20 protein-coding genes and 1 pseudogene are annotated in these 17,666 nt (G+C 48.2%); 19 read left to right on the top strand and 2 right to left on the bottom strand.

The window, feature by feature from the left end; translation table 11 throughout:
• A partial coding sequence (locus QD47_RS19315) for a glycoside hydrolase family 10 protein (protein ID WP_044647672.1) occupies positions 1-922 on the top strand: 922 nt, incomplete at its 5' end.
• Between the two features lie 97 nt (positions 923-1,019).
• Positions 1,020-2,009, top strand: coding sequence for a patatin-like phospholipase family protein (locus tag QD47_RS19310; RefSeq protein ID WP_044647668.1), 990 nt, complete (start codon positions 1,020-1,022; stop codon positions 2,007-2,009).
• 111 nt (positions 2,010-2,120) lie between these two features.
• Here the strand turns inward: QD47_RS19310 and QD47_RS19305 are convergent, their stop codons facing one another.
• Positions 2,121-2,441, bottom strand: coding sequence for a hypothetical protein (locus tag QD47_RS19305; protein WP_044647667.1), 321 nt, complete (start codon positions 2,439-2,441; stop codon positions 2,121-2,123).
• A 7-nt stretch (positions 2,442-2,448) separates the two neighbouring features.
• Entirely contained in the window at positions 2,449-3,441 is a 993-nt protein-coding gene (locus QD47_RS19300; RefSeq protein ID WP_044647666.1) for a DUF1385 domain-containing protein, read from the bottom strand.
• Positions 3,442-4,288: 847 nt separating this feature from the next.
• On the opposite strand from QD47_RS19300, the gene QD47_RS19295 reads away from it, so the two are divergent.
• From QD47_RS19295 to QD47_RS19215, 17 genes and pseudogenes are all read left to right on the top strand, one after another.
• A complete protein-coding gene (locus QD47_RS19295; RefSeq protein WP_044647665.1) occupies positions 4,289-4,879 on the top strand; it encodes a YqhR family membrane protein in 591 nt (196 codons plus the stop codon).
• An 81-nt stretch (positions 4,880-4,960) separates the two neighbouring features.
• Positions 4,961-6,034 carry a M24 family metallopeptidase gene (locus tag QD47_RS19290; protein WP_044647664.1) on the top strand — a complete coding sequence of 358 codons (1,074 nt, stop codon included), beginning with the start codon at positions 4,961-4,963 and terminating at the stop codon, positions 6,032-6,034.
• 33 nt (positions 6,035-6,067) lie between these two features.
• The gene (gene efp / locus QD47_RS19285) at positions 6,068-6,625 is read left to right on the top strand and encodes an elongation factor P (RefSeq protein WP_044647663.1); all 558 of its coding nucleotides are present in this window, start codon (positions 6,068-6,070) and stop codon (positions 6,623-6,625) included.
• Positions 6,626-6,826: 201 nt separating this feature from the next.
• Positions 6,827-8,080, top strand: a complete 1,254-nt coding sequence (locus QD47_RS19280) for an aspartate kinase (protein ID WP_044647662.1) — start codon at positions 6,827-6,829, stop codon at positions 8,078-8,080.
• A 353-nt stretch (positions 8,081-8,433) separates the two neighbouring features.
• The gene (gene spoIIIAA, locus QD47_RS19275; RefSeq protein ID WP_044647661.1) at positions 8,434-9,429 is read left to right on the top strand and encodes a stage III sporulation protein AA; all 996 of its coding nucleotides are present in this window, start codon (positions 8,434-8,436) and stop codon (positions 9,427-9,429) included.
• On the top strand, positions 9,422-9,940 hold the full coding sequence (spoIIIAB, locus tag QD47_RS19270) for a stage III sporulation protein SpoIIIAB (protein WP_014282236.1): 519 nt from the start codon (positions 9,422-9,424) through the stop codon (positions 9,938-9,940). Before spoIIIAA ends, spoIIIAB begins: the two co-directional genes overlap by 8 nt.
• Positions 9,941-9,952: 12 nt before the next feature.
• Positions 9,953-10,156 carry a stage III sporulation protein AC gene (gene spoIIIAC, locus QD47_RS19265; protein WP_010345636.1) on the top strand — a complete coding sequence of 68 codons (204 nt, stop codon included), beginning with the start codon at positions 9,953-9,955 and terminating at the stop codon, positions 10,154-10,156.
• A gap of 8 nt (positions 10,157-10,164) precedes the next feature.
• The gene (spoIIIAD, locus tag QD47_RS19260; RefSeq protein WP_044647660.1) at positions 10,165-10,554 is read left to right on the top strand and encodes a stage III sporulation protein AD; all 390 of its coding nucleotides are present in this window, start codon (positions 10,165-10,167) and stop codon (positions 10,552-10,554) included.
• Between the two features lie 12 nt (positions 10,555-10,566).
• Entirely contained in the window at positions 10,567-11,757 is a 1,191-nt protein-coding gene (gene spoIIIAE / locus QD47_RS19255) for a stage III sporulation protein AE (protein WP_044647659.1), read from the top strand.
• Between the two features lie 38 nt (positions 11,758-11,795).
• On the top strand, positions 11,796-12,566 hold the full coding sequence (gene spoIIIAF / locus QD47_RS19250) for a stage III sporulation protein AF (RefSeq protein WP_044647658.1): 771 nt from the start codon (positions 11,796-11,798) through the stop codon (positions 12,564-12,566).
• A 16-nt stretch (positions 12,567-12,582) separates the two neighbouring features.
• A pseudogene (gene spoIIIAG / locus QD47_RS19245) lies at positions 12,583-13,223 on the top strand (stage III sporulation protein AG).
• Positions 13,224-13,282: 59 nt separating this feature from the next.
• Positions 13,283-14,110 carry a SpoIIIAH-like family protein gene (locus tag QD47_RS19240; RefSeq protein ID WP_044647657.1) on the top strand — a complete coding sequence of 276 codons (828 nt, stop codon included), beginning with the start codon at positions 13,283-13,285 and terminating at the stop codon, positions 14,108-14,110.
• Positions 14,111-14,248: 138 nt separating this feature from the next.
• Positions 14,249-14,740, top strand: a complete 492-nt coding sequence (gene accB / locus QD47_RS19235) for an acetyl-CoA carboxylase biotin carboxyl carrier protein (RefSeq protein ID WP_044647656.1) — start codon at positions 14,249-14,251, stop codon at positions 14,738-14,740.
• A gap of 63 nt (positions 14,741-14,803) precedes the next feature.
• Complete coding sequence (gene accC / locus QD47_RS19230; RefSeq protein WP_044647655.1) at positions 14,804-16,147, top strand: acetyl-CoA carboxylase biotin carboxylase subunit; 1,344 nt, start codon at positions 14,804-14,806, stop codon at positions 16,145-16,147.
• Positions 16,148-16,272: 125 nt separating this feature from the next.
• Positions 16,273-16,686: an Asp23/Gls24 family envelope stress response protein gene (locus tag QD47_RS19225; RefSeq protein ID WP_014282228.1), complete on the top strand. Its 414-nt coding sequence runs from the start codon at positions 16,273-16,275 to the stop codon at positions 16,684-16,686.
• A 73-nt stretch (positions 16,687-16,759) separates the two neighbouring features.
• Positions 16,760-17,299: an alkaline shock response membrane anchor protein AmaP gene (gene amaP, locus QD47_RS19220; RefSeq protein WP_025683329.1), complete on the top strand. Its 540-nt coding sequence runs from the start codon at positions 16,760-16,762 to the stop codon at positions 17,297-17,299.
• A 15-nt stretch (positions 17,300-17,314) separates the two neighbouring features.
• The gene (locus QD47_RS19215) at positions 17,315-17,548 is read left to right on the top strand and encodes a DUF2273 domain-containing protein (protein WP_044647654.1); all 234 of its coding nucleotides are present in this window, start codon (positions 17,315-17,317) and stop codon (positions 17,546-17,548) included.
• Positions 17,549-17,666 lie beyond the last annotated feature (118 nt).

Here is a 17,666-nt window from a genome sequence, read left to right as displayed (position 1 = left end):
ACACGACGACTCCAATCTGGTGCCATGGAGCAAGTACCTGACGAACACCCAAGGTAAAAATCCGGGCTATGATCCAATGAAATTTATGATTAGCGAATCGCACAAGCGGGGGATGGAGTTCCATGCCTGGTTTAACCCTTTCCGCGCCAATTCTACAGGAACGACCAGTGGTTTAGCTGCAAACCATGTGGCTAACCAGCATCCGGATTGGATCGTTAAGAATGGCAGTCAACTCTACATCAATCCGGGGATTCCTGCTGCTCGCCAGCATGTTATTGATGCGATTATGGAGGTTGTGGACGGATATGATATTGACGGCGTTCATTTGGATGACTATTTTTATCCATACAGCGGCACTTTTGATGATGATGCGACCTTTAAAGCGTATAACGCCAACAATATTTCTAATAAGGGCGACTGGCGTAGAGATAATGTGAACAGCTTTGTCCGTGATCTGGGCAAAAGCATTCATGCAAGCAAGTCCAAAGTGCAGTTTGGTATTAGTCCTTTTGGAGTGTGGCGCAACAAGTCTCAGGACTTAACCGGATCAGATACGAAGGCAGGCGTTACAGCGTATGATACAACATTTGCCGATGTACGGACCTGGATTAACAAAGGCTGGATTGATTATGTAGCTCCACAGATTTATTGGAGTATCGGTTTCCCGGCAGCTGGCTATGACAAGCTTGTGGCATGGTGGTCCAATGAGGTCAAAAATTCAGATGTTAAGCTGTACATCGGACATTCTCCTTATAAAATTGGCACCCCTGAAAAGGGCTGGCAATCTGCCGAAGAGCTGATTAAGCAACTCAAGCTGAACGAAAATTATAACCAGATCAAAGGGGACATTTATTTTAGTGCCCAGCATTTACGGAAAAATCCGTACGGACTCATTCAGCTTCTTCAAAATTATTATCAATAATTATGTAAAATGGATCATAAGGTTCTAAATAAGCCTCCGTTCTCATACATAAGCAGTAGTACTGCTTACTCCCAAGAGAACGGAGGTTTTTTGATCTATGCTGATCAATGCTGTGTTCCAGGGTGGAGGGGTTAAGGGTATATCGCTGGCGGGTGCAGTCAAGGCTGCGGAGGAGCATGGAATTGTATTCAACCGCGTAGCGGGTACATCATCAGGTGCTATTGTAGCTGCTTTGTTGGCGGCAGGATATTCAGCAGATGAAATGAAAGCCGTGATCGAGAAAACCCCCTTGGTCAGCTTGTTACGGCGTTCTCCGGTGTTTAACCTCAAATGGGTTGGACCGGCAGCTCGTATTTTTCTTAAAAAAGGGCTGTACTCCGGAGAAGCACTGGAGCATTGGGTGCGGGAGTTGTTGCTTGCCAAGGGAGTGCGTACGTTCGCGGATCTGCCTCCAGGCAAGCTGCGCATTATTGCTTCAGACATAACGAACGGACGCATATTGGTGCTTCCTGAGGATATCAAACGTTTCGGTATGAACTCCTCTTCACTGGAGGTGGCCAAAGCCATTCGGATGAGCACAAGCATCCCATATTTTTTCGACCCCGTTATGCTAAGACTTGATCCTTTGCACACGAAAGGGAAAAAATTCTCACAGCAATTTGTGTTTGTTGTCGATGGGGCATTGTTAAGTAATCTGCCTTTATGGCTTTTTGATGAGCCTGTAAATGAACGAAAGGCCAAAACTATTCCAACAGTAGGCTTTCAGATGGTGGGCAAAACGGGAACCGAAACGAAGGTTTCATATATACGGGGGCCGTTGACGATGCTGCAAGCTATTTTTGATACGATGCTATCAGCGCATGATGAGCGTTATATTGAGCAGGAGAACCGATATCGGACGATTAAAATCCCGACGCTAGGTATTCGCACAGCACAGTTCAATATTTCTCTTGAGCAGAGCAATTTGCTGTATGATTCTGGTGTGCAGGCAGGAGACGCTTTTTTCCACAAATGGAGCATCGCTTCTTACCAACAGCAGTATAACAAGTATCAATTAATGAAGGATACGATGTATGCCATGAAATAATTACTTGCTAGTTGGAGCTGGAATCAAGAGGTTAAAAAAGGAGCCATTTCCCGGTCATTTTTCATTACGCGGGTGATGGCTCCTTTGTGTATCATGTTAGAGTGTGATCGACTAATGATACTTAGGTTGTTCTTCTTCGTTTTTGCCCTTAGAACCTTCAATAACATGAAAAGGATACGCTTTACGCTTGCCTGTAGTCTGCTGCTTGCGTGTGTTGGCTGTTTTGGCCATAGTGCGTGCAGAGGGTTTAATCTTGGGAGTACGGGTGCGTCGTCCTGGCAGGTATTTGTACAGCAGAAATATAACTGAAAAAACAAGGACAGGAATTAATAAACTCATAAGAAAGCCCCAGCTTCCTCTCCATACCATATCCACAATCCCATATGCGCCCAAGGCAAGGGTAAGCCAGAAAATAACCGCATGTCTGTTCATCTTTCACTCATCCTTTCACAGGATCAAGGACCGAGCTGTTAAAGGTCTCCTTTACAGGTGCATTTTCCAACTCGGCATCCAATTCCAGCATACGCTTGAATGAAGCAATGGATACCTCTACTTGATCATCGGTCGGTTCTTTGGTGGTAAGTAGTTGCAGCCACAGGCCGGGGTATCCCAAATAACGGAGTACCGGGATCTCCCGCAGGGCATTGGTCAGCTTGAGAAATTCAAAGGAAAGCCCCAGCACGATTGGAAGCAGCAAAAGCCGCTGTCCCATACGCTCCCACAGATTATCATACGTAAACAGGGAATATACGAGTACCCCGATGATCACCGTGAGCATGATAAAGCTGCTACCGCAACGGTAATGCAGACGACTGTATTTTTGCACATTAGCAGGAGTTAGTTCTTCACCCGCTTCATATGCGGTAATCACCTTATGTTCCGCTCCGTGATATTGGAACAGTCGCTTAATCAACGGAGTTTGGGAAATGCCCCATAAATAACCCAATAGCAGAATCAGCTTAATCGCCCCTTCCGCGAGGTTATGCAGAATCTGGTTGTGAAATAAATTCCCGAACAGGAAATCTTCCACCATAACCGGAACGAGGGTCAACACAATTTTGCCAAACAGGAAGGATAAAATGCCGACCGCCGCCACGCCGATCATCATACTCAGGCTCCAGCGAGATTCTTCTTTTTTCTTTTGTTCAGCGCGTTCTTCCGGGTCCACTTCATCATCGGCATACGCATCGGCTGAATAGTTCAAATGCTTCGTACCCTTGGCGCTGGAGTCGATGATGCTTACAATCCCCCGCAACAACGGGATTCTGCGAAATTTGGACACCCAGGATTGCTCCTTGCGCGGTACTTCCAAATATGTGATTTCGCCAGTCTTGCGGCGAACTGCCGTGACATTGACACGCTTGCCGCCGAACATGACACCTTCAATGACTGCCTGACCACCGTAGCTTACAGGCTTGGATGCTTGTGACAACCGTCTCACCTCTCTTTACACGTGCTTTTTTGTATATTGTATCGAATTTGGAAGGGAATATCTAGTTGGGGGAACATGAGAGGCTGTATTTAGGCCGCTTCAAGCTCGGATCATCTTCCGATCGCTGTTATCCTCGGATTTTTAGATTAGATAAAAGATGTAGGGGTAAAAATCCGAGGATAAAGGCGAACGCTACCGCTTCTTCAGGATGATTCCGAGCTTTCCGCTACTACCCACCTCTCGATTTGCCTTGGTTGGGGGAGGGGAAGTTGGACTTCAAATGCTAAAAGTCTGATTTTACTGGCTTTAACCTTAACAAGTGATGTATTTAAATATGGTATCAATGCTTGGTCTGCGTAATTAACCTTTTTAACGCAACAAGTGATGTGAATTTTTAGACTCAGAGCTTTTGAGTGGTTGAACAATAAATGTAAATATGTTCCTTTTCCAATGCTCGTTGCGGGTGTTGAAAAGCACAAAAGTTGGCTTAACCACATAAAGCAGCGGAGAGAACGGAATCGTTCTGAAGAAGCGATAGCGTTCGCCTTTGCCTCCGGATTTCTACCCTTGAGGGTATAAATCAGAAATCTGGAGGCAACAGCGATCGGAAGAATGATCCGTTCTCGTAGCGGACACATATGCACACATAATGAGTCACCACCCCAGCAGCACTTCCCCATATGTAAAAACCACTCATCAAGTTCAGTGTTAAACTAACCCCCATCGGAGCATACTACCAGCAAAATGATGCACGAATCCATCGGAAATGCAGCCTTCTTCATGCGCCAATAAAAGTCATCCTTTTAGCATGGAAAAAGTTTTGCATCTTGAAAGGGGATCAAACAACATGAGTGAAGCCTACTCCATACCCAAGGCAGGCCATGATCAGGAACAGACTCGCGAATCACAGGATCAACGCGACCATAATAATAATAATAACAGCCGTAGAGGCAGGCAGCAGTCAGGCAAAATACATACGCCACTTATTCCTTTTGCACTCGAACTGGGTTTTTTCGCGGGCTTGCTCTGGGGATTGCTGCGCTGGCTGTTTTATACATTGCATTTTACCGTAGTTGCACCGGGGTTTTTGGCAGAGCCCTTTTTCAAGCATTCGTTCATGAAAACGACGGCGGGACATCTGGTGGGTCTACTGTTTTTTATCGCATTATCAGTTGTAGCATCACTGGTGTACACATTGATGTTTCGTAGATATAAGGGGCCTTTGCCTGGCATCGTTTACGGTCTGGTCTGGTGGGTTATTTTATTCGTGTTGACAGGTCCCAAGCTCGGGATGATGAATCCGCTCCATCGTTTGACCTGGGATTCCATATATACGGAAATTTGTGTGTTTATACTGTGGGGGCTATTTATCGGATACACCGTTGCTGTTGAGTATACGGATGAGAGAAAGCGCGAGCCTAAGAAAGCTGGGGACTGAGCACAACAAAAACTTCTCAAGCGGCTATCGCCTGTGTTAAAATAGCATTTGGTTATTTGACAGAGGGGAGCGGGATGAAAGATGAAGAATGACCGGGTGTTAAAGCTGCGGCAGGCGCTGGGCGAGCATGATCTGCGGGCTATATTGATTACAAGCCCTGTCAACCGCCGATATTTGACAGGCTTCACCGGTTCGGCGGGTTATGTGCTGATTACGGAATCTCACAGCTATCTGCTGACCGACTTTCGTTATATGACGCAGGCTGCCGAACAAGCGGAAGGCTTCACGGTGGTACAACATGCTGCGCAGGTCATGGAAACGGTGAAAGAGTTGCTGTCCTCCCATCAGATCGGTGAAACAGGCTTCGAGCAGGACCATGTATCTGTTGCGACGCATAAAGCTTACAGTGAAGATTTGTCCCCTGTTACATTGATTCCGGTATCGGGAATTGTAGAAAAGCTACGGGTGTACAAGGATGCGGAAGAGCTGGAAGTGATGCAGCGGGCGGCGGATTTGGCAGATGCTACATTTGCACACATTTTGCCTTACATCAAACCGGGTGTCAGCGAGCGTGAGCTGGATCTGGAAATGGAATTCTTCATGCGCAAGCAGGGAGCTACGTCTTCCTCCTTTGACACGATTGTGGCATCCGGGGTTCGTTCGGCACTGCCTCACGGTGTAGCTAGCTCCAAGTTGGTACAAGCGGGCGAACTGATTACGTTTGATTTCGGTGCGTTGCTGGATGGCTATTGCTCCGATGTGACACGTACAGTAGCTACGCAAGGGGATTTGTCGCCGCAGCTACGTGAGATCTACGATATTGTGCTCAAGGCGCAGCTTCACGCGCTGGAACATATTAAGCCGGGCATGACGGGCCGAGAAGCGGATGCGCTGACACGGGATATTATTGCAAGCCATGGCTATGGAGACAATTTCGGACACAGCACAGGTCATGGTTTGGGTCTGGAAGTCCATGAATCCACGCGTCTGTCGAAGGCAAGCGATGATATTTTGGAGCCTGGCATGGTTGTAACGGTTGAACCAGGTATTTATGTACCTGGATTGGGCGGCGTACGGATCGAGGATGATATCGTTATTACAGATAGCGGCATCAAGGTATTAACACATTCAAGCAAAGAATTTACAGTCGTTTAATAACGATAACAGTCCTGTAGGAGGGGTATTTTAGTGATTAACGTTAATGATTTCAAAACAGGCTTGACCGTCGAGGTAGACGGAGATATTTTTACAGTGCTGGACTTCCAACACGTAAAACCAGGTAAAGGTGCGGCATTCGTGCGCTCCAAGCTGAAAAACCTGCGTAACGGCAACACGGTTGAACGTACATTCCGTGCGGGTGAAACGATTGGCCGCGCGCAAATTGAAAACCGTGGTGTGTCTTACCTCTATGCGAGCGCAGACGAGCATACATTCATGGACAACGAAACATACGATCAATTCAACCTTTCCAGTGATCAACTGAAATGGGAACTTAACTTCCTGCAAGAAAACATGAATGTAAACATCATTAGCTATAATGGTGAAATTCTCGGGATTAACCTGCCTAACAGCGTAGAGCTGAAGGTTATTGACACGGAGCCGGGCATTAAAGGCAACACGGCTACAGGTGCTACCAAAAATGCTAAAGTTGAAACAGGACTGAACGTTCAGGTTCCTTTGTTCATCAACCAGGATGATGTACTGCTGATTGATACACGCGATGGTAAATATATTTCCCGCGCATAAAATGGTCTAGCTTCTTTATATCCTCTGTCCTTGTCAAGGACAGAGGATTATTTGTTATGAACAACTGTTATTAAAAAACATTGGCTCCGCATAGCACTTTCGTATTATACTGTACTAAAGTTATGCCGTAGGATGTCACGTTCAAAGTCGGTTGTGCCATCTCAAGGTTACATACTGTTGAGTCTGAGGGAGTGAATATCGTTGTCTTTGTATGTCATGAAATTCGGAGGCAGTTCCGTCGGTGATACGGAGCGCATGAAACGCGTGGCAAAACGCGTTGTTGAGAAACAGAGTGAAGGGCATCAATGTGTAGTTGTTGTTTCTGCGATGGGGGACACAACAGACGAACTGATCGACCAGGCCAAATTGCTGAATGAGCAGTTGCCTGCACGTGAGTTGGATATGCTGATGACGACTGGCGAGCAAATTTCGATTGCATTGTTGTCGATGGCTATTCAGCAGTTGGGACATGAGGCGGTATCGTTTACGGGATGGCAGGCTGGTTTCCGTACCGAATCCGAGCACGGTCGGGCGAGAATTACGGACATCCAACCTCAGCGGGTACTGGATGCACTAAGCAGTAATAAAATTGTCGTGGTTGCGGGTTTCCAGGGGATGTCTGCTGAAGGAGATATTACGACGCTGGGACGTGGTGGTTCTGACACAACGGCGGTTGCGCTGGCGGCGGCGATCCAGGCGGATGCTTGCGAAATTTACACGGATGTGGATGGCATATATTCTACAGATCCACGGATCGTGAAGGTTGCCCGTAAGCTTAAAGAAATTTCCTATGATGAAATGTTGGAATTAGCCAATCTGGGTGCGGCAGTGTTGCATCCACGTGCGGTAGAATATGCGAAACATAACCGGGTACCGCTGATTGTGCGGTCCAGTTTTAACCATAATGAAGGAACGGTCGTAAAGGAGGATGCAGTAATGGAGCAGGGCGTAGTAGTCAGTGGAATTGCATATGATAAAAATGTAGCAAGAATCAGTATTTTGGGCGTAGTCGATACTCCTGGTGTACTGGCGAAAGTATTCGGAACGCTGGCGGGAGCCAAAATTGATGTAGACATTATTGTGCAAAGCGGTGTTGAGGCTGGCAAAGCAGACTTTTCCTTTACAGTGGCTCTAACGGATCGCGAAGCAGCTTTGAAGACGTTGGAAGGCATTCGCACAGAGCTTCCATACCGTGAAGTGACGTCTGAAGAAAACCTCGTCAAAGTATCCATCGTAGGTGCAGGTATGGTCAGCCATCCAGGCGTTGCAGCGCAAATGTTTGCTGTGTTGGCAGAACAAGGCGTGAGCATTAAAATGGTAAGCACATCTGAAATCAAGGTATCGTGTGTGATCGAGGCTGGCAAACTCCATGGGGTTATTCAGGCGCTGCATACAGCGTACAATCTGGATACTGAGGAGCAAGCATTTGTAGGTGGGCCGCAGGACCGTCGGTAATTGAATGGGAATATTGCGCCTCCTAAATTCATAGTTTTATAATCATAGAATATAGCGGTAGGTTAAGAGGTTGTTTTTTCAGCGAGTGATGGGCTGAAGGGCAGCCTCTTTTATTGTGAATCTATTGTTTTTATTCCAGGGTATCCCTTAGCCGTCAAGGCTTCGGGGTGCCTTTTTTGATTTTTGCAGATTCCATGAAGGAGCTTTAGGTGGCGGGGAATATGTTTGTTAAAGGCGGATAGGAGCTTTGAAATCAATGACTAGGTTTTCGATATATTTTCGGCATAAAAAGCGAGAGTCGGCCATAGACTTGTCTTAAAGAAAAAGGACAACTGTGAGGGGGCGGCATCGGTATGGAATGGCTGGAGTTATTTCCCGAACCGTTGCACGGTATACTCGGAAAGCTTCCGGAAACGGTATTCAAGCAACTGGAGGAAATTCGGGTCCGGGAAGGAAGGCCGCTGGAAATTAATACGAATGGTGAACATCATTTTGTAACGTCCGCCGGGCGGCTGACTTTGAACCATATGGAAGCCTATAAGCCGGACCGGGAGGATGCCCACCGTTTGCTGGATTTTATCAGCAATCATTCCCTGTACACCATGGAGGAGGAGCTTCGCAAAGGGTTTATTACCATTCCCGGGGGTCACCGGATCGGATTGGCGGGGAGAACGGTGCTTAGCAGGGGGCGAGTGGAGCATTTGAGGGATATAAGCAGCTTTAATGTAAGAATTGCCCGGGCGATTCCCGGTATAGCTGATCGCATATTGCCTTATGTAGCGGATCGAAAGTCCGGTAAAATCCTTCATACCCTCATCTTGTCCCCGCCTCAGCATGGCAAAACAACAATTCTTAGGGACTTGGCCCGGCAACTAAGCTACGGGGGGCTGGAAAGCAATGGGGGGCGTCGAAGCGGGCTCAAGGTAGGCATTATAGATGAACGTTCGGAGATTGCCGGCAGTCACAAGGGCATTCCCGGTTTTGATGTTGGACCTCGAACCGACGTTTTGGATGGATGTCCGAAAGCAGAAGGCATGATGATGATGATTCGTTCCATGTCGCCAGATGTGCTGATCGTCGATGAAATCGGCCGACCTGAGGATGCCGAAGCGGTGCGTGAAGCGCTTCATGCGGGGATCGCAGTCATTGCTTCCGCACATGGACGTGATGTGGCTGAAATGGCGACCCGGCCTGCTTTTGCCGGATTGACTACAGGACAGGAGCTGTTTCAGCTCTACGTCATGCTGGAGCGGACGAGCCGGGGCGTCTCCTTCCGGCTGGCAGACGCCAAACAGCGCAGGCTGACACTGTCTGGGGAAGGGCAGAACGGAGGCATATCCTATGCTTAAGCTGCTGGGTGCCGCGTTGGTTATACTCGCCGCTACGCTGGCTGGCTGGCAGCGGGCAAGGCAGTTTGCGCTGAGGCCGCGGCAGATCAGAGAGCTGATTCTCGCGCTGCAAAGGCTGACCACTGAGGTTTCCTATGGGGTGTCCCCACTGCCGGATGCTTTTGCCAAGACGGGAGAGCCGTTGCGGGAGCCGCTGCGAACTTTGTTCAAGCAAGCCTCACACTGGATGCACCCCTCCTTTGGGCTGACCGCCAGAGAAAGCCTGCATAAAGCGATTGAAGCCTCGTGGAGCCGCTCCAGTATGCAGCAGGCCGAGAAGGAAGCGATGCGGCAACTTGCTTACAGTCTCGGAACCAGCGACCGTGAAGACCAGATCAAGCACATTGCGCTAACCATCCAGCAGCTATCCCATGAGGAAGCGCAGGCGCAGGCGGATCAGGTGAGATACGAGCGCATGAGCAGAAGCCTGGGACTGCTGATCGGAGCATTGATCGTCATTTTGATCTATTAGCGGGGTGCTCGAATGAATTTAGAAGTGAACGCTATTTTTCAGATTGCCGGAATTGGCATTATTATCGCCATGATTCATACCGTACTCAAGCAAATGGGCAAAGAAGACATGGCCCACTGGGTAACGGTCATCGGCTTTGTTGTAGTGCTGTTCATGGTGGTACGAATGCTGGATAACCTTCTGCAAGAGATCAAATCTATCTTTCTTTTTCAGTAGGTGGACACATGGAAATCATTCAGGTAGTCGGCTTCGCCCTGATTGCCACAGTTCTTATTTTGGTCATTAAGGAACAGAAGCCGATGTTTGCTTTTCTGATTGCGACAGCCGCGGGAATCGTCATTTTTTTACTGTTGATTGGCAAGATTGGGTCCGTGGTTGCTGTGCTGGAGCGTCTGGCAAGGTCATCGGGCATGGATATGATTTATTTTAAAACCGTTCTGAAAATTATCGGTATCGCTTATATTGCCGAATTTGGAGCGCAGGTGGTTCGGGATGCGGGACAAGACGGGATTGCCTCCAAAATCGAGCTTACAGGAAAGGTGCTTATTATGGTGCTGGCCATCCCGGTTATCAGCATAATTATTGACACGATTCTGAAGCTGATGCCCGCCTGAGGGGGTGATGCCATGAAAAGGCTGGAGGGCATGCCGAATCTCAAAGTGGTGGTCATTTTGCTATTATGCCTCTGGTGTGCCTCGGCTGCGGTTATCTTTGCAGATACACCTACGAATGAATATATCAGACAACAGGCGGAGCAGATGCCCAAAGATGAGGTAGAGCATTATTGGGACGGGCTGATGCAGCAATATGGCGGATTTTTCCCTGATCAGAAAACGCCTTCCTTCATGGACATGCTGCTTCCGGGCGGTGAAGGATTCAGTATTAAAGGTGTATTGAGCGCCATAGCTGACTTTTTCATCCACGAAATTCGGGTTAATGCCAAGCTGCTCGTCACCATTGTCATGCTCAGCATTATGAGTATGGTGCTGGAAACTCTGCAAAGTGCTTTCGAAAGTAATCAGGTCAGCAAAGTCGCCTACGCTATTGTCTACATGGTCATTATCATCCTGGCGATTAACAGCTTTAGTGTAGCGATCGGTTATGCAAAGGAAGCCATTGACAGCATGATTCAGTTTATGATGGCGATGCTGCCCCTGCTGTTTACCATGTTGGCTTCGATGGGCAACGTCGTAACGGTTTCGGTCACCCACCCGCTGATTGTATTTATGATCAATACGGTTGGGACGGTCATTCATACGCTGGTGTTCCCGCTACTGTTCTTCTCGGCGGTGTTGTATCTGGTCAACTCACTGACAGGCAAATACAAGCTGACCCAGTTAGCCGATCTGCTGCGTAACGCCGGAGTGGGGGTGCTGGGGGTGCTGTTGACCATTTTTCTGGGTGTCATTTCCGTACAGGGCTTGACATCGTCTGTAACTGACGGATTAACGATCCGCACGGCCAAGTATATTACAGGCAGTTTTGTTCCGGTGGTTGGCAAGGCGCTGGCAGATGCGACAGATACGGTCATTTCGGCTTCGTTGCTCGTGAAAAATGCCATTGGTCTGGTGGGAGTCATCATTATTCTGTTCCTCTGCGCCTTTCCTGCCCTCAAGATTCTAACGCTGGCCCTGATCTATAAAGTCACAGCAGCGATTATGCAGCCTTTGGGAGATACGCCTATTGTGGAATGCCTGGACGCAATCGGTAAAAGCATGATATATGTCTTCGCAGCGCTGGCGGCAGTGGGTTTAATGTCCTTCCTTGCGATTACGGTCATGCTCGCGGCAGGCAATATGACGGTCATGATGAGGTGAGTGAATGATCGAAAATCAAACAGGGGGAGGGGAGTGACGTGACCTGGCTGGGAGGCTGGCTTAAGGAACTGGTGCTGATTGTGCTGCTGGCTTCTTTTATCGATATGATCTTGCCAAGCCGTTCCATGGAAAGGTATGTCAAGCTCGTACTCAGCCTGCTTATTCTACTGACGCTACTTTCTCCGGTCGTGCGTTTGCTGAGTACCAGTCCTTCCGAGCTTCTGGGACGCGCGTTTGATCTTCAACGTCAGGCAGAGACTGGCAAGGGCGAACCGACATTGGAGGAAATATTGGCAAAAGGCAACAAGTTGAAGCAGCGACAGGAGCAAAGCTCCATGCAATGGGCTGGCCAAGAGGTCGCCAAGGAAATCAAGGGACAGCTGGAGCAAAGTACCGGGTTAGCGATTCAATCGGTTCAGGTTACGCTTGCTCAGATGAAGCAGGGAGTGTCCGATCTGGAGGCTGGAACGGGGATTCAGTCGGTTGTGGTTAAGTTGGCGGAGCAGCAGTCTGGGCGAAAGGAGAAAAACATGAATGTCCCGCCAGATTCGGACTCCAAGCCGATTATGGTAGAGCCTGTCGCTGAAAAAGCAGTAAATATCCGCATAGAGCCAACACCTGTAAAAGCATCGGACCAAGAGAAGGGAACGTTAGAGGGTGCCAACAACCATGCGGAGGGCTCTGATGGTGGAAAGACAGCAGATACACAAGCTTTCGGCTTAATTACGGGACTGTTGTACGAAAAATGGGGGATCGACAGCAAAAATGTTCAGGTTCTTTCTTCGCAGGACGGTACACATGAATGGTAACAGGAGGTGAGCAGAAATGGGCAAATGGATGAAAAAGCTGGAGCAATGGATGGGGGGGGGGCAGACGGACCCAAAAGGTTCAATTCATTTCGCTGGCTGCTTATTCTCGGTCTAATCGGGGTCGCGATCATGCTTTTTAACTCGTTTGTCAATGTGAAAAAGGTGGACCCGGAAAACGTGGGGCGGGAGCCGCCTGGCGTGATGAAAAATGAACCCGCACTTCAGACAACGGCGGGTGAGGAAAGTTCCTTTGCCGGAATTGAGAAGGTGTTCGAAGATAATATGAAGCAGATGCTGGAGCAGATTGTTGGTGTAGGAACGGTCGATGTCATGGTTACAGTTGACTCCACCGAGGAAGTCATCGTTCAGCGTAATGTAAAGGATATGCAGGAAGAAAATAACGAGACGGATGCCAATGGCGGTCAGCGACATACCACTCAATATACACGCGATGGAGAGATTGTCACCTATGAATCGTCAGGAGGTCAACACACCCCAATTGTTACAAAAAAAGTAAAGCCACAGGTGAGGGGAGTGCTGGTGGTGGCGATGGGAGCAGAAAACCCCACCGTGAAGCAGTTGATTGTGGATGCCGTACAGAAGGGGCTTAATGTGCCTTCCTATAAAATTTCAGTCGTCCCGCGCAAGCAGGGATAATTGAAATCATAAGCAGGGATAAATGAAAATCCTAATTTAATGATATTGGAGGACGGAACATGAATAATAAAAGACAAACCGTTTGGCTGGTGTCCATGCTGAGTTTAATGGTCGTGCTGTCTGCGTACTATCTGTTTACGGAGGACTCCAGCCCGGCTAACCCGCCTGTGGCGGACAGTGAACAAGTGAGCAAGGTCAAGCAGGATACCGCCCAGGAAGCGACAGGCAAGGCAGAAGAGCAATTGAACGAGCTGAAAGTGAATGAAGTGGTGACCAATGGAGAAGTAACCGGAGAAGGAACTTCCTCTTCCACGAAGACGGACACGGCTGCCGCAACGGATCCTGCTACCGAATCTATTACAGGCGAAAATAAAGATACGGCCGCTGCCCAGGCTACTGAGTCTGCTAAATCGGATCAAAATACTGCTGCTACCGCGCCGGATACTGCGGCAAAAAGTGACGACAAAGCAGCATCCACTGCGAAAACTGATCAGCAGGTGCTCGATCAGGTGGCAACGGAACAAGCCGCGAAGCCAACGGCCGCTGCTGTTATCGACAACTACTTGCTGGAGCGGGATGTGGCAAATCAAAAGAAGAATGATGAGCTGACGACTGCAATGAACGATAGCACTGCCAAGAAAGCCGCAGAAGCACAAAAGGAATTACATGTGTTGGAAGACAAACAGGCGAAAATCACCGGAATTGAGGAAGAGCTTCAGCAGCAGTTTGCCAATGCAGTTGTTCGTGAGGAAGATGCTGATAAATACAAGGTAGTAGTTCTGAGTGAAAAACTGGATGCCAAACAAGCGGTAACGATCGTCGATAAGGTCATGAAAGAACTGAACGTAACACAGGACAAGATCAGCGTCCAGTATGTTACACAATAAGACAAAAATCGAGAAAAAGCCCGGATTTCTGCACATTTCCGGGCTCTTTCTATTTTTAATGATTGTGATATAATACATAAAGCTGTTTCAACAATGTTATCAGCAACCGGCAAAATGCTGAAGGAGTGATTAATAGAGATGTTCAAATTAAGCGAGATTAAGGAATTGATCAAGCTGGTGGATGAAACGTCTGTACATGAGCTTGAAATTGAAAACGAAGGAACTCGCCTGTTGATCCGTAAACCGGGTAAAAGCGAGATCGTTACGGTACAGGCACCTGTGGCAGCACCTGCTTATACGATGGCACCACAAGCTGCTATTCCGAATCCACAAGCACAGTCCGATGCAGGACATACATCTGTTGGGGAGACTAAGGAATATGCAAGCAATCTACATAAAATCGTATCTCCGATGGTAGGCACTTTCTATAGTTCTTCAACCCCGGATACGGCTCCGTATGTGAGTATCGGCAGTAAAGTAGGCGAGAAAACAACGGTGTGTATTATTGAGGCGATGAAGCTGATGAACGAGCTGGAAGCTGAAGTGAAGGGCGAAATTGTGGAAATTTTGGCCGAAAACGGACAGTTGGTCGAGTATGGCCAGCCATTGTTCCTTGTGAAACCGGAGTAAGACGCTCGCTTGTACCCTCTGTTTTGAGGGTTCAGCCAGGCTGCTCCCAGGGAGGATAAAGTCATGACATTTCAAAAAGTATTGATTGCGAATCGTGGAGAAATTGCGGTTCGTATCATTCGCGCTTGCCGCGAAATGAATATTTCGACGGTTGCCGTATATTCGGAAGCCGACAAGGATTCGTTACATGTGCGTCTCGCAGATGAGGCTTACTGTATCGGACCGAAGCTGTCCAAGGAAAGCTACCTGAATTTTACGAACCTGATGAGCGTTGCGACATTGACTGAATGTGATGCGATTCATCCAGGTTACGGATTTTTGGCTGAAAACGCCGACTTCGCTGAAATTTGCGAATCTTGCAATATTACGTTTATTGGTCCTTCTCCAGAAGCGATTAACAAAATGGGGGATAAGGCTGTCGCCAAGCAGACGATGAAGGATGCCGGGGTTCCGGTCATTCCGGGTTCGGACGGGCTGGTGGAGGATTTGCAGGATGCCATTACCATTGCTCGCGATATTGGCTATCCGGTGATCATCAAGGCCACAGCAGGTGGCGGCGGTAAAGGTATCCGTATCGCCGAGAATGAGGATAATCTTATTCAACAAATTACTACCGCCCAGCAGGAAGCGCAAAAAGCGTTTGGTAACGCGGGTGTGTATCTGGAAAAATATTTGACCGGTATGAAGCACGTGGAGATTCAGATCATAGCGGACAAGCACGGCAATGTTGCGCATCTGGGTGAACGGGACTGCTCTGTGCAGCGCCGTCGCCAGAAGCTGCTGGAGGAAGCGCCGTGTCCTGTACTTTCGCAGGATGTGCGTGAAGAAATGGGTCAGGCAGCCGTTCGTGCGGCTTTGGCTGTACAATATTCCGGTGCGGGAACGCTGGAATTTTTGCTTGGACCGGATAATCAATTTTATTTTATGGAAATGAACACACGTATTCAGGTAGAACATCCCGTAACGGAGATGATTACCGGTGTGGATTTGATTAAGGAAATGATTTTGGTCGCTGAGGGGCATCCGCTTTCCTTCACACAGGAAGAAGTCACCATCAATGGATGGGCGATGGAGTGCCGTATTAACGCCGAGGACCCGGATCGCAATTTTATGCCTGCACCGGGTAAAATTGGATTTTATCTGCCTCCAGGCGGCCCTGGGGTACGCGTAGACAGCGCAGCTTATCCGGGCTACAGCATTCCTCCTTATTATGACTCCATGATCGCCAAATTGATTGTGTGGGCGCCTACACGTCAGGAAGCGATTGCCAAAATGAAGCGGGCTCTGTCCGAATTTGCTATTGAAGGCATACCGACAACGATTTCTTTTCATCAACGTTTGTTGGAGCATCCGACCTTCGTCAAGGGCGATTTTGATATTAAATTTTTGGAGGAAAACGAAGTTTAATCGGTATATTTCCTTAGTTTGTCATAATGAACGCCAAATGATATAGTATGGATAATAAGTGAGCATGTCTGCTTTGAAATCCAAAGCTGAAGTGAAACTTATTTTGACCGAAAGGTGTTGAAGGTATGAGCACAGTGCCAACTGAATTCGAGCGTACGGAAATTGGGGAGATTCAGATTGCCCCGGAGGTTATTGAAGTCATTGCCGGACTGGCAACCGTTGAGGTGCCGGGCGTAGCGGGAATGAGTGGCGGATTTGCAGGCGGGTTTGCCGAACTACTGGGCCGCAAAAATTTGTCCAAAGGTGTAAAAGTGGAAGTCGGACAGCGTGAAGCAGCTGTAGACGTCTCCGTCATTATCGAGTACGGTAACCGTCTGCCCGAGGTGGCTGCTGCTATTCAGCAGAACGTTAAGCGTTCCATTGAAACCATGACAGGTCTTAACGTTGTTGAAGTGAACGTGCAAATTCATGATGTTCAATTCAAAAGTGCCGAAAAAGTAGAAGAGCCGGAAGTTCTGGGCGCCGGACGGGTTAAATAGAGCGATACTTTGTACAAACCCCCGACCCTTAAGGGTCGAGGGTTTACTCTAATTTAAGGAGGCTGTGCGTTTCGTGGCTAAAGTTATGGACAGACTTCTGCTGTTCTTGTACAGCTTAAGTATCGGAATTATTTCCATTCTCGCCATCCTCCTCCTGAGCGGGGCCATTCCGTATGCCTTAAGCATTCAGGATGAGCGGATTGTGTGGTTTACCAGCTTGATTATTGCTGGAGTGCTGCTGCTTTTGAGTCTCCGGGTTTTCTATATCTCCATTCGCCGGAACCAAACGGTACAGCATTCTATAGATCAACGAACGGAGTACGGTGACATTCAGATTTCAGTGGATACTATCGAAAATCTGTGTCTCAAAGCGGCCTCCAGATTTCGTGGGATACAGGATTTGAAAGCACGTATTCGCGTGCTGGAATCGGGACTTGATATTACGATTCGGGCGGTTGTGGACGGGGAAAGTTCTATTCCGGTGTTAACCTCCGAAGTACAAAAGGGGGTACACGACCATGTGGAAGAAATTACGGGAATTCCTGTGTCCAATGTATCTGTGTACATCGCCAATGTTTCTCAGTCACCAAGCTTTAAGAGTCGTGTGGAATAGAGGTGATTTTCCCTGATGCCCTGGAAAGAAATATGGGGAAGTTACAAGGGCCGGATCACAGGGATTACGGCCGGCATTTTTTTCGGGTTTATTTATTTGTGGGCAGGCTTTTGGAATATGTTGTTCTTTGCATTGATGGTGTTCTTCGGATATACGCTAGGAAGACGTAGCGACGCAGCGCTTGGTTCCCTCCTCCCTTGGAAGGAATGGAGCGACTGGCTGTCGCAACGTTGGCGTCCTTTTAAATGAACCCTGTGATACGCTTTCTCCAAAATAGAGCTGTAGCTTCTTTGCGCCCAACGTTTTGGAGGATGCGTTCACAGGTTTTTTTGTGGAATTGGTTAAAATGAAAAAATAGATACAGGCA

It is taken from the genome of Paenibacillus terrae, from assembly GCF_000943545.1.
Taxonomy (GTDB): Bacteria; Bacillota; Bacilli; order Paenibacillales; family Paenibacillaceae; genus Paenibacillus; species Paenibacillus terrae_A.
Note: the sequence above shows the minus strand (reverse complement) of the source record. Positions and strands in the feature narration are given on the sequence as shown.

Bases quoted from the DNA above. Each gene is read 5' to 3' on its own strand.
- QD47_RS19310 (WP_044647668.1), top strand. From the start codon at position 1,020: ATGCTGATCAATGCTGTGTTCCAGGGTGGAGGGGTTAAGGGTATATCG.
- QD47_RS19305 (WP_044647667.1), bottom strand. From the start codon at position 2,441: ATGAACAGACATGCGGTTATTTTCTGGCTTACCCTTGCCTTGGGCGCA.
- QD47_RS19295 (WP_044647665.1), top strand. From the start codon at position 4,289: ATGAGTGAAGCCTACTCCATACCCAAGGCAGGCCATGATCAGGAACAG.
- QD47_RS19290 (WP_044647664.1), top strand. From the start codon at position 4,961: ATGAAGAATGACCGGGTGTTAAAGCTGCGGCAGGCGCTGGGCGAGCAT.
- spoIIIAA (WP_044647661.1), top strand. From the start codon at position 8,434: ATGGAATGGCTGGAGTTATTTCCCGAACCGTTGCACGGTATACTCGGA.
- spoIIIAB (WP_014282236.1), top strand. From the start codon at position 9,422: ATGCTTAAGCTGCTGGGTGCCGCGTTGGTTATACTCGCCGCTACGCTG.
- spoIIIAC (WP_010345636.1), top strand. From the start codon at position 9,953: ATGAATTTAGAAGTGAACGCTATTTTTCAGATTGCCGGAATTGGCATT.
- spoIIIAD (WP_044647660.1), top strand. From the start codon at position 10,165: ATGGAAATCATTCAGGTAGTCGGCTTCGCCCTGATTGCCACAGTTCTT.
- spoIIIAE (WP_044647659.1), top strand. From the start codon at position 10,567: ATGAAAAGGCTGGAGGGCATGCCGAATCTCAAAGTGGTGGTCATTTTG.
- QD47_RS19240 (WP_044647657.1), top strand. From the start codon at position 13,283: ATGAATAATAAAAGACAAACCGTTTGGCTGGTGTCCATGCTGAGTTTA.
- accB (WP_044647656.1), top strand. From the start codon at position 14,249: ATGTTCAAATTAAGCGAGATTAAGGAATTGATCAAGCTGGTGGATGAA.
- accC (WP_044647655.1), top strand. From the start codon at position 14,804: ATGACATTTCAAAAAGTATTGATTGCGAATCGTGGAGAAATTGCGGTT.
- QD47_RS19225 (WP_014282228.1), top strand. From the start codon at position 16,273: ATGAGCACAGTGCCAACTGAATTCGAGCGTACGGAAATTGGGGAGATT.
- QD47_RS19215 (WP_044647654.1), top strand. From the start codon at position 17,315: ATGCCCTGGAAAGAAATATGGGGAAGTTACAAGGGCCGGATCACAGGG.